At 68.0% G+C, this 12,205-nt stretch carries 5 protein-coding genes and 1 tRNA gene; 4 read left to right on the forward strand and 2 right to left on the reverse strand.

Translation table 11 applies throughout. The annotated features are described in order from the left end of the window. Nucleotides 1-125: 125 nt before the first annotated feature. The 3 genes from MYXE_RS08425 (at nucleotide 126) to MYXE_RS08435 (ending at nucleotide 11,187) form a co-directional block, all read left to right on the forward strand. Nucleotides 126-9,350, forward strand: a complete 9,225-nt coding sequence (locus MYXE_RS08425) for a type I polyketide synthase (RefSeq protein WP_085195514.1) — start codon at nucleotides 126-128, stop codon at nucleotides 9,348-9,350. Nucleotides 9,351-9,378: 28 nt separating this feature from the next. Further along, a complete protein-coding gene (gene acpS, locus MYXE_RS08430; protein WP_085195515.1) occupies nucleotides 9,379-9,771 on the forward strand; it encodes a holo-ACP synthase AcpS in 393 nt (130 codons plus the stop codon). Between the two features lie 78 nt (nucleotides 9,772-9,849). After that, a complete protein-coding gene (locus MYXE_RS08435) occupies nucleotides 9,850-11,187 on the forward strand; it encodes a dipeptidase (RefSeq protein WP_085195516.1) in 1,338 nt (445 codons plus the stop codon). A gap of 58 nt (nucleotides 11,188-11,245) precedes the next feature. On the opposite strand, the gene bcp is transcribed toward MYXE_RS08435, so the two are convergent. Continuing rightward, the gene (gene bcp / locus MYXE_RS08440) at nucleotides 11,246-11,719 is read right to left on the reverse strand and encodes a thioredoxin-dependent thiol peroxidase (RefSeq protein WP_085195517.1); all 474 of its coding nucleotides are present in this window, start codon (nucleotides 11,717-11,719) and stop codon (nucleotides 11,246-11,248) included. 122 nt (nucleotides 11,720-11,841) lie between these two features. Here bcp and MYXE_RS08445 point away from each other — a divergent pair, with 122 nt between their 5' ends. Continuing rightward, nucleotides 11,842-12,069 carry a DUF3618 domain-containing protein gene (locus tag MYXE_RS08445; RefSeq protein ID WP_003920988.1) on the forward strand — a complete coding sequence of 76 codons (228 nt, stop codon included), beginning with the start codon at nucleotides 11,842-11,844 and terminating at the stop codon, nucleotides 12,067-12,069. 44 nt (nucleotides 12,070-12,113) lie between these two features. Here MYXE_RS08445 and MYXE_RS08450 read toward each other — a convergent pair. Beyond that, nucleotides 12,114-12,189: transfer RNA gene (locus tag MYXE_RS08450), tRNA-Lys, on the reverse strand. Nucleotides 12,190-12,205: the final 16 nt, after the last annotated feature.

Genomic DNA, 12,205 nt, shown 5'->3' on the forward strand with positions numbered 1-12,205 from the left:
ATGACGCATCGGCCGGCCGGGATTCGGCTGGGTTCGACGGGGAATGACGACACGCTGGCCGGGCAGCGCAGGTCCTACGCCGGCGACGCGATACATACGGGACGCCACAGGGAGACAGATACACGGTGACGATCTACGAGCACGACAGGGTGTCCGCCGACCACGACGGCAACATTCCGGAGGTCGTCCGCGGCGCCCACGCTCTGGTTGATCGCCTCACCGCGGGAGAGCCGTATGCGGTCGCGTTCGGCGGGCAGGGCAGCGCCTGGTTGGAGACGCTGGAAGAGCTGGTCTCTACCGCCGGGATCGAATCCGAATTGGCGACGCTGGTCGGTGAGGTGGACCTGCTCCTCGAGCCCGTCGCGCAGGAGCTCGTGGTGGTGCGTCCGATCGGTTTCGAGCCGCTGGGCTGGGTGCGCGCGCTCGCGGCCGAAGACCCGGTTCCGACGGCCAAACAACTAACGTCGGCGGCGGTGTCGGTGCCCGGCGTGCTGCTGACCCAGATCGCGGCCGTGCGTGCCCTGGCGCGCCAAGGGATGGATTTCGCGGCGACTCCTCCGGTGGCCATCATCGGGCATTCGCAAGGTGTGCTGGCCGTCGAGTCGCTGAAGGCGGCTGGGGAACGCGACATTCAGCTGTTGGCCTTGGCGCAGCTGATCGGCGCAGCCGGCACGCTCGTGGCGCGCCGGCGCGGCATCTCGATCCTGGGTGATCGCCCGCCGATGGTGTCGGTCAGCAACGCCGATCCCGAGCGCATCTACGCCCTGCTCGAAGAGTTCGCCCAGGACGTGCGGACCGTGTTGCCGCCGGTGCTGTCCATCCGCAATGGCCGGCGTTCGGTTGTGATCACCGGAACACCCGAGCAGCTGTCGCGCTTCGAGCTGTACTGCAAGCAGATATCGCAGAAGGAAGAGGCTGACCGCAAGAACAAGGTCCGCGGCGGCGACATCTTCGCCCCCGTTTTCGAGCCGGTGCAGGTGGAAGTCGGTTTCCACAGCCCGCGGCTAGCCGACGGGATCGACATCGTCGCCGGGTGGGCCGAGAAGATCGGCGTCGACGTCGAGCTGGCCCGGGAGATGACCGAGGCCATCTTGGTGCGTCAGGTCGACTGGGTCGACGAGATCGTCGGCGTCCACGAGGCCGGGGCGCGCTGGATTCTCGACTTGGGTCCGGGCGACATCCTGACCCGGCTGACCGCGCCGGTGATTCGCGGGCTTGGGGTCGGCATCGTGCCCGCGGCCACCCGCGGCGGTCAGCGCAACCTTTTCACCGTCGGCGCCGTTCCCGAGGTGGCACGGCCCTGGTCAAGCTATGCGCCCACGGTGGTGCGCCTTCCGGACGGGCGGATCAAGCTGTCGACCAAGTTCACCCGGCTGACCGGCCGCTCACCGATCTTGCTGGCCGGCATGACGCCAACCACCGTCGACGCCAAAATCGTTGCCGCGGCCGCTAACGCGGGACACTGGGCCGAGCTGGCCGGGGGCGGGCAAGTCACCGAAGAGATTTTCCATAACCGCATCGAGGAGATGAGGGGACTCCTCGAGCCCGGCCGCACCTTCGAGTTCAACGCGCTGTTCCTCGACCCCTACCTGTGGAAGCTGCAGGTCGGCGGAAAGCGCTTGGTGCAAAAGGCCCGCCAGTCCGGAGCGCCGATCGACGGAGTGGTGGTCAGCGCCGGCATCCCGGAACTGGAGGAGGCCGTCGAGCTCATCGACGAACTGGGCGGCATCGGCATCAGTCACGTCGTGTTCAAGCCGGGCACCGTCGAGCAGATCCGCGCGGTGATCCGCATCGCCACCGAGGTGCCGACCACGCCCGTCATCATGCACATCGAAGGTGGCCGCGCCGGTGGGCATCACTCCTGGGAAGACCTCGACGACTTACTGCTGGCCACCTACTCCGAGCTGCGGTCGCGGCCCAACATCACGGTCTGTGTCGGCGGCGGCATCGGCACCCCGGAGCGGGCCGCCGAATACCTGTCCGGCCGCTGGGCCGAGCCCTACGGGTTCCCGTTGATGCCGATCGACGGCATCCTGGTCGGCACCGCGGCGATGGCCACCAAGGAGTCCACCACCTCGCCGTCGGTCAAGCGGATGCTGGTCGAAACCCAGGGCACCGACCAGTGGATCAGCGCCGGAAAAGCCCAGGGCGGCATGGCTTCTAGCCGAAGCCAGCTCGGTGCCGACATTCACGAGATCGACAATGCCGCCTCGCGATGCGGCCGGCTGCTCGACGAGGTCGCCGGTGACGCCGAGGCGGTGGCCAAGCGCCGCGACGAGATCATCGCCGCGATGGCCGGCACCGCCAAGCCGTACTTCGGCGACGTCGGCGAGATGACCTACGCCCAGTGGTTGCGGCGCTACGTCGAACTGACCATCGGTGACGGCACCTCGACCGCCGACACCGCTTCGCCGGGAAGCCCGTGGCTGGCCGACACCTGGCGCGACCGCTTCGAGCAGATGCTGCACCGGGCCGAGGCGCGGCTGCACCCCCAAGACCACGGCCGCATCGAGACCCTGTTTGCCGACAAGGAATTGCTGGAGCGGCCCGACGACGCGATCGCGGCTCTGCTGGCGCGCTATCCCGACGCCGAAACCGTGCAACTGCACCCAGCGGACGTGTCGTTCTTCGTCACGTTGTGCAAGACGCTGGGCAAGCCGGTCAACTTCGTGCCGGTTATCGACAAGGACGTGCGACGCTGGTGGCGCAGCGATTCACTGTGGCAGGCCCACGACGCGCGCTACGACGCCGACCAGGTGTGCATTATCCCCGGCCCGACATCGGTCGCCGGCATCACGCGGATGGACGAACCCGTCGGCGAACTGCTCGACCGTTTCGAGCAGGCCGCCATCGACCAGGTGCTGGCAGCCGGTGTCGAACCCAAGCCGGTTACCGCGCGGCGGGTAGGCCGCACCGACGTCACCGGCCCGCTGGCCGTCGTCCTCGACGCCCCGGACGTGCTGTGGGCCGGTCGCGCCGCGACCAACCCGGTGCACCGCATCGCCCATCCTGCCGATTGGCAGATTCACGACGGGGCCGAAAATCCGCGGGCGACACACTCGTCCACCGGGGCCAGGCTTGCCGTAGACGGCGAGCAGGTCGTCTTGAGCGTGCCGATCTCAAGCACCTGGGTCGATATCCGATTCACGTTGCCGCCCAACACCATCGACGGGGGCATGCCGGTCGTGTCGGTCGACGACGCCACCGCCGCCATGCGTCGCGTGCTGGCCATCGCCGCCGGCGCCGACGCCCCGGAAGCCTTACCGCCGGTGCATGACGGGACCGCCACCGTCACGGTGGGTTGGGACCCGGAACGCGTCGCCGACCATACCGGGGTCACCGCCACCTTCGGTGAGCCGCTAGCACCCGGCCTGAGCACCGTGCCCGACGCGCTCGTCGGCCTTTGCTGGCCCGCGGTGTTCGCGGCCATCGGCTCGGCGGTCACCGACACCGCTGTCCCAGTGATCGAGGGGCTGCTGAGCCTGGTGCACCTCGACCACGCCGCGCACCTGCTCGCCAAGCTGCCTGCCGATCGGGCCGAATTCACCGTCACGGCAACGGCTTCTGCTGCCGTCGACACCGACGTGGGCCGGGTTGTCCCGGTGTCGGTGACCGTCGCCGCAGACGACGGCACTGTACTGGCCAAGCTCGAAGAACGGTTTGCGATCCGCGGCCGCACCGGCAGGGCGGAACTGGCCGACCCGGTGCGCGCCGGTGGCGCGATCTCCGACAACGCCACCGACACTCCGCGGCGCCGGCGCCGCGACGTCACCATCACCGCACCGGTCGACATGCGCCCGTTCGCCGCTGTCTCTGGTGATCACAACCCGATCCACACCGACCGGGCGGCTGCGCTGCTCGCGGGTCTGGAATCCCCGATCGTGCACGGCATGTGGCTTTCGGCCGCCGCGCAACACGTCGTCACCGCCACCGACGGCCAGGCCCGCCCACCGGCCCGTCTTATCGGCTGGACCGCGCGTTTCCTCGGCATGGTACGGCCGGGCGACGAGATCGACGTCCGGGTCGACCGGGTCGGAATCGACCAGGGCGCCGAGGTTGTGGAGGTCGCCGCACGGATCGGCTCAGATCTGGTGATGTCGGCGACGGCCCGATTGGCCGCGCCGAAGACCGTCTACGCGTTCCCCGGTCAAGGCATCCAGCACAAGGGGATGGGCATGGAGGTGCGGGCCCGGTCGAAGGCGGCCCGCAAGGTGTGGGACGACGCGGACAAATTCACCCGCGAAACACTGGGCTTCTCCGTCCTGCATGTGGTGCGCGACAATCCGACCAGCATCATCGCGTCCGGTGTGCACTACCACCACCCCGACGGCGTGCTGTACCTGACCCAGTTCACCCAGGTGGCCATGGCCACCGTGGCGGCGGCTCAGGTCGCCGAGATGCGGGAAGCCGGCGCGTTCGTCGAAGGCGCGATCGCTTGCGGTCACTCCGTCGGTGAATACACCGCACTGGCCTGCGTGACCGGCATCTACGAGCTAGAAGCATTGCTGGAGATGGTGTTTCACCGCGGCTCGAAGATGCACGACATCGTGCCCCGCGACGAGCTGGGCCGCTCGAACTACCGGCTGGCCGCAATCCGGCCGTCGCAGATCGACCTCGACGACGCCGACGTGCCGGCGTTCGTCGCCGAGATCGCCGAGCGCACAGGAGAATTCCTGGAAATCGTCAACTACAACCTGCGCGGCTCGCAGTACGCGATCGCCGGCACGGTCCGCGGCCTGGAGGCGCTGGAAGCCGAGGTGGAGCGCCGTCGTGAAATCACCGGCGGCAAGCGGTCTTTCATCTTGGTGCCCGGCATCGACGTGCCTTTCCATTCGCGGGTACTGCGCGTCGGTGTCGCCGAATTTCGCCGTTCGCTGGACCGGGTCATGCCGCGCGACAAGGATCCCGACCTGATCATCGGGCGTTACATCCCCAACCTGGTGCCGCGGCCGTTCTCCCTTGACCGCGACTTCATCCAGGAGATCCGCGACCTGGTGCCGGCCGAGCCGCTCGACCCGATCCTCGCCGACTACGACACCTGGCTGCGGGAGCGGCGGCGGGAGATGGCGCGCACGGTGTTCATCGAGTTGCTGGCCTGGCAGTTCGCCAGCCCGGTGCGCTGGATCGAGACCCAGGATCTGCTGTTCACCGAAGAGGCGGCCGGGGGTCTGGGTGTGGAGCGGTTCGTCGAGATCGGGGTGAAGTCCTCGCCGACCGTGGCCGGTCTTGCTGCCAACACCCTCAAGCTGCCCGAATATGCCCACAGCACAGTCGAAGTGCTCAACGCCGAGCGCGACGCCGCGGTGCTGTTCGCCACCGACACCGATCCCGAGCCGGAAGACGTGGCGGAGGATGATTCCGCCACGGTGGTGGCGGAGGGTACACCCGAGCCCAATGTCGTCCCTGCCGTCGCTCCGGCTCCGGCCGGAGCTCCGTCAGGCACTCCGCGGCCCGACGACATTCCGTTCGACGCCGCCGATGCCACGCTGGCGCTGATCGCGCTGTCGGCCAAGATGCGTATCGACCAAATCGAGGAACTCGACTCCATCGAATCGATCACCGACGGCGCGTCCTCGCGACGCAATCAGCTGCTAGTCGACCTGGGCCAAGAGCTCAACATCGGCGCCATCGACGGCGCTGCCGAAGCGGACCTGGCCGGGCTGCGGTCGCAGGTCACCAAGCTGGCTCGCACCTACAAACCGTTCGGTCCCGTGCTCTCCGACGCGATCAACGACCAGCTGCGGACGGTTCTCGGGCCATCCGGCAAGCGGCCCGCCGCGATCGCCGAGCGGGTCAAAAAGACCTGGGAACTCGGCGACGGGTGGGCCAAGCACGTCACCGTCGAAGTCGCGCTGGGTACCCGGGAGGGCACAAGCGTGCGCGGCGGCGCGCTCGGGCACCTGCACGAGGGCGCGCTGACCGACGCGGCAGCGGTCGACAAGGTCGTCGACGCCGCAGTCACGTCGGTGGCCGCACGCCGCGGGATCACGGTGACGCTGCCGTCGTCCGGCGGCGGTGCAGCGACCGTCGATGCGGCGGCGCTGAGCGAATTCACCGAGCAGATCACCGGACGCGACGGTGTGCTGGCGTCGGCGGCGCGGTTGGTGCTCAACCAGCTGGGGCTCGACGACCCGGTCACCGTAGCCCCCACGGCAACCGACGCCGAACTGATCGACTTGGTCACCGCCGAGCTCGGCGCCGACTGGCCGCGGCTGGTGGCCCCGGTGTTCGACGCCAGAAAAGCCGTGGTCTTCGACGACCGCTGGGCCAGTGCCCGTGAGGATCTGGTGAAGTTGTGGTGCGCCGACGACGACGACATCGACGCCGACTGGGCGCGGCTGTCCGAACGATTCGAAGGCACCGGCCACGTGGTCGCCACGCAGGCCACCTGGTGGCAGGGCAAGGCGCTGGCCGCCGGCCGCAACATCCACGCGTCGCTATATGCCCGCATCGCCGCCGGCGCGGAAAACCCCGACAATGGCCGCTACAGCGACGAGGTCGCGGTGGTGACCGGCGCGTCGAAGGGCTCGATCGCCGCCTCGGTGGTCGCACGGCTGCTTGACGGCGGCGCCACCGTCATCGCGACGACCTCCAGGCTCGACGACGAGCGGCTGGGCTTCTACCGCTCGCTGTATCGCGATCACGCCCGCTACGGCGCGGCACTGTGGGTGGTGCCGGCCAACATGGCGTCCTACTCCGACATCGACGCCCTAATCGAATGGGTCGGCAGCGAGCAGACCGAAAGCCTTGGGCCGCAGTCGATTCACATCAAGGACGCGCAAACCCCAACACTGCTGTTCCCGTTCGCGGCGCCCCGCGTGGCCGGTGACCTCTCCGAGGCCGGTTCGCGCGCCGAAATGGAGATGAAGGTACTGCTGTGGGCCGTTCAGCGGCTGATCGGCGGGCTGTCGAAGATCGGCGCCGAACGTGACATCGCGTCGCGGTTGCACGTGGTGCTGCCCGGCTCGCCCAACCGCGGCATGTTCGGCGGTGACGGCGCCTACGGCGAAGCCAAGTCGGCGCTCGACGCGGTAGTGGCCCGCTGGCACGCCGAATCATCGTGGGCGCAGCGGGTCAGCCTGGCGCATGCGTTGATCGGCTGGACCCGCGGCACCGGGTTGATGGGCCACAACGACGCGATCGTCAGCGCCGTCGAAAAAGCCGGTGTGACAACGTATTCCACCGATGAGATGGCCAGCATGCTGCTGGAGCTCTGCGACGTGGAGTCCAAAGCCGCCGCCGCTCACGCACCGCTGAAAGTCGATTTGACCGGTGGGCTGGCCGACGCCAAGCTCGACATGGCGGACCTGGCGGCCAAAGCCCGCGAACAGGCCTCTGTAGACACAGCCTCAGCCGATCCACCAGCGGGCACCATTGCCGCGCTGCCGTCCCCGCCGCGTGGGTACACCCCGGCACCGCCGCCGCAGTGGGACGACCTCGACATCGACCCGGCCGATCTGGTGGTCATTGTCGGCGGTGCCGAGCTCGGCCCGTACGGCTCGTCGCGCACCCGCTTCGAGATGGAGGTCGACAACGAGCTGTCCGCTGCTGGTGTGCTCGAGCTGGCCTGGACCACCGGGCTGATCCGCTGGCACGACGACCCCCAGCCAGGCTGGTATGACACCGAATCCGGTGAGCTGGTCGACGAATCCGAGCTCGTCGAGCGCTACCACGACACCGTGGTGGAACGGATCGGGATCCGCGAGTGGGTCGACGACGGCTCGATCGACCCCGACCACGCCTCGCCGCTTTTGGTCAGCGTGTTTTTGGACAAGGACTTCACGTTCGTGGTGTCCAGCGAAGCCGAGGCGCGGGCGTTCGTGCAGTTCGACCCCGACCACACGCTGATCCGGCCGGTGCCCGATTCCACTGATTGGCAGGTCACCCGCAAGGCCGGCACCGAGATCCGGGTCCCACGCAAAAACAAGCTGTCCCGAACCGTCGGCGGCCAGATCCCCACCGGGTTCGACCCCACCGTCTGGGGGATTCCGCCGGACCTGGCGAGTTCGATCGACCGGCTGGCGGTGTGGAACATCGTCGCGACCGTCGATGCGTTCCTGTCCGCCGGCTTCAGCCCCGCCGAGGTGATGCGCTACGTGCACCCCACCCTGGTGGCCAACACCCAGGGCACCGGCATGGGCGGCGGGACGTCGATGCAGACCATGTATCACGGCAACCTGCTGGGCCGGAACAAACCCAACGACATCTTCCAGGAAGTCCTGCCGAATATCATTGCCGCGCACGTGGTTCAGTCCTACATCGGCAGCTACGGCGCGATGATCCACCCGGTCGGCGCGTGCGCCACCGCTGCGGTGTCGGTCGAGGAGGGCGTGGACAAGATCCGGCTGGGCAAGGCCGAACTGGTGGTGGCCGGCGGGCTGGACGACCTGACCTTAGAGGGCATCATCGGTTTCGGTGACATGGCGGCCACCGCCGATACCGAGATGATGCGGGCCAAAGGCATCAGCGACTCGAGGTTCTCCCGGCCCAACGACCGGCGCCGGCTCGGGTTCGTCGAGGCGCAGGGCGGCGGCACTGTCCTGCTGGCCCGCGGGGATCTTGCTTTGAAGATGGGCCTGCCGGTGCTGGCGGTGGTGGCCTATGCGCAGTCGTTCGGCGACGGCGTGCACACCTCGATCCCTGCGCCCGGGCTGGGCGCGTTGGGCGCGGGCCGTGGTGGCAAGCAGTCGCCGCTGGCGCGGTCGCTGGCCGAGCTGGGTGTCGGTGCCGACGACATCGCGGTGATTTCCAAACACGACACCTCGACGCTGGCCAACGACCCCAACGAAACGGAATTGCATGAACGGCTTGCCGATTCGCTTGGCCGCTCGCCGGGTGCCCCGCTGTTCATCGTGTCGCAGAAGAGCCTGACCGGGCACGCCAAGGGCGGGGCGGCGGTCTTCCAGATGATGGGCATGTGCCAGATGCTGCGCGACGGGGTCATCCCGCCCAACCGCAGCCTGGATTGCGTCGACGACGAGCTGGCCGGATCTCAGCACTTCGTGTGGGTGCGCGACACGCTGCGCCTCGGCGGGAAGTTCCCGCTGAAAGCCGGACTGATCACCAGCCTGGGATTCGGCCACGTGTCCGGGTTGATCGCGCTGGTGCACCCGCAGGCGTTCCTGGCGGCGCTGAGCCCCGAGCAGCGCGAAGACTACCAGCGGCGCGCTGACGCCCGGCTGCTGGCCGGTCAACGCCGGCTGGCCGCGGCGATCGCCGGCGGCCCGCCCATGTACGAACGGCCCGCCGACCGCCGCTTCGACCACCGGGCAGCGGAAAAGCCGCAGGAGGCGGCGATGCTACTGAACCCGGGCGCGCGGCTTGGCGACGGCGACGTCTACCTCCCGTGAACGGCGTCATCGGTTAGCGTGGCCAGCCGTGGGCATCGTCGGTGTGGGAATCGACCTGGTCTCGATCCCTGATTTTGCCGAGCAGGTCGATCGTCCCGGAACGGTGTTTTCCGAGACGTTCACACCCGGTGAACGCCGCGACGCCTCGGACAAGAGCTCGTCAGCGGCTCGACACCTTGCGGCGCGCTGGGCGGCCAAGGAGGCGGTGATCAAGGCGTGGTCGGGGTCGCGATTCGCCCAGCGGCCGGTGCTGCCGGAGGGAATTCATCGCGATATTGAGGTGGTCACCGACATGTGGGGCCGGCCCCGTGTGCGGTTGAGCGGCGCGATCGCCAAGCATCTGGCCGATGTGACGATCCACGTGTCGCTGACCCACGAAGGCGATACCGCCGCAGCGGTGGCCATTCTCGAGGCGCCCTAAGCGCGAGCGGGCGCGTCTGCCCCCGACAGGAGTTTGTGCCCGCTCGCGAAGCGGTGGGCCGCGACTAGCCTCAACCGCATGGGCGATCTCGTTGAGCGTGTCCGCGACGTGCTGCCGTCCGTGCGGCGCGATCTGGAAAACCTGATCCGCATCCAATCGGTGTGGGCCGATCCGGCCCGACGCGCTGAAGTACACCGCAGCGCTCGTGTGGTTGCAGATCTGTTGCGGCAGGCTCGTTTTCCCGATGTGCAGGTCGTCAGCGCGGGTGGTGCGCCAGCGGTCATCGGGCGCTATCCCGCACCGGCCGGTACGCCCACGGTGCTGCTGTATGCCCATCACGACGTGCAGCCCGAGGGAGATCACACGCAATGGGCCTCACCGCCGTTCGAACCGACCGAACGCGACCGCCGCCTCTACGGGCGTGGTAGTGCCGACGACAAGGCCGGTATTGCAACGCATTTGGCGGCGTTTCGGGCACACGACGGTCGACCCCCGGTGGGTGTGACGGTGTTCGTCGAGGGCGAGGAAGAATCTGGATCTCCGTCGCTGGGACGTTTGCTGGCCGCTTACCGCGACGTGCTCGCGGCCGACGTGATCGTCATCGCGGACTCGGACAACTGGAGTAGCGACGTGCCGGCGCTGACGGTGTCGCTGCGCGGGCTGGTCGACTGCGTGGTCGAGGTCGCCACCCTCGACCACGGGCTGCATTCCGGCCTGTGGGGCGGGGTCGTTCCCGACGCGGTGAGCGCCCTGGTGCGTCTGCTCGCCAGCTTGCACGACGACGACGGCAACGTGGCGATCGCTGGCCTGCACGAAAGTACCGCTGCCCCAGTCGATTACCCGGCCGAGCGGGTCCGGGCGGAGACTGGCCTGCTGGACGGGGTGACAGAAATCGGCACAGGCTCCGTGCCGCAACGGCTATGGGCCAAACCGGCGATTACCGTGACCGGCATCGATACCACATCGATTGCGGCGTCGTCGAATACGTTGATCCCGCGGGCGCGGGCCAAGATCAGCATGCGGGTAGCCCCCGGTGGTGACGCCGCCGCGCACCTTGATGCGTTACGCGCCCATCTCGAGCAGCATGCGCCGTGGGGCGCGCACGTGACGGTAACACCGGGCGACATCGGACAGCCCTACACGATCGATGCCCGTGGTCGCGTCTACGACGCCGCGCGGGCGGCGTTTCGGCAAGCTTGGGGTGTCGAACCGGTCGAGATGGGAATGGGCGGCTCGATTCCGTTCATCGCCGAGTTCGCCGCCGCCTTCCCGCAAGCGACGATCCTGGTCACCGGGGTCGAAGACCCGGCCACCCAGGCGCACAGCGTCAACGAGAGCCTGCACCTTGGCGTGCTGGAAAAAGCCGCGGCCGCCGAGGCGCTGCTATTGGCCAACCTCGGCGCGTCGACTGTGTAGTTTCTGCCGGCAAAATCTGCGAAGGCGCGCCCAGAAGCTGCACACTCGGCGATCGGATTTACACGCCGAGGTCTCGCCGCAGCTTGGCGACATGGCCGGTGGCCTTCACGTTGTATTGCGCGAGTGCGATCTTGCCCTGCTCGTCGACGACGAACGTCGAGCGGATCACGCCCTGCACGGTCTTGCCGTACATCTGCTTCGGGCCGTATGCACCCCACGCGGTCAGCACTTTGCGATCCGGATCCGAAAGCAGCGGAAACGTCAGCCCCTCGGCATCACGGAACTTGGCCAGCTTGGCCGGTGGGTCGGGGGAGATGCCCACGACGTCCAGCCCGGCCTCGCTGAGGTCGTGCAGATTGTCGCGGAAGTCGCCGGCCTCTTTGGTGCAGCCGGGTGTAGACGCCGCCGGATAGAAGTACACGATGACACGGCGCCCCCGGTAGTCGGCCAGCTTGATGATCTTGCCGTCGGCGTCGGGCAGGCTGAAGGCGGGCGCTTTGTCGCCGGGTTGCAGGCGCACAGGATCGGTCAACGAACTTCCCTTCTGGTCACCGAAGCGCCGGGATGGGCACCGGCTGCTCTAGGGTAGTGCGGCAAGACGGCAACTTCACCAACCGCGGCCGGGGCGCGGCCGGGACAGACATGGAGGGGACAGTGGCGGACCGGGATCCCGACACCATCAAGCAGGAGATCGACCAGGCCCGCGAACAGCTGGCCTCGACCGTCGATTCCCTCGCGGCCCGGGCCAATCCCCGTCGACTCGCCGAGGATGTCAAGGCACAGGTGATCAGCTTCGTCAAGAAGCCGGTCGTGACGGTATCCCTGGTCGGCATCGGGGCGCTCACCGTGGTGTTGGTGGTGCGCCGGATCAGGAATCGCTGACCGAGCCGCGTGTACACGCTTGTGATCAGGTCAAAATCCGCGGTTGGTGCGCCGTGAGAGTCTCGAACTCCCGACCCGCTGATTAAGAGTCAGCTGCTCTACCAACTGAGCTAACGGCGCTTTGGATTGTCCCAGG

Source organism: Mycobacterium xenopi (assembly GCF_009936235.1).
Lineage (GTDB): Bacteria > Actinomycetota > Actinomycetes > Mycobacteriales > Mycobacteriaceae > Mycobacterium > Mycobacterium xenopi.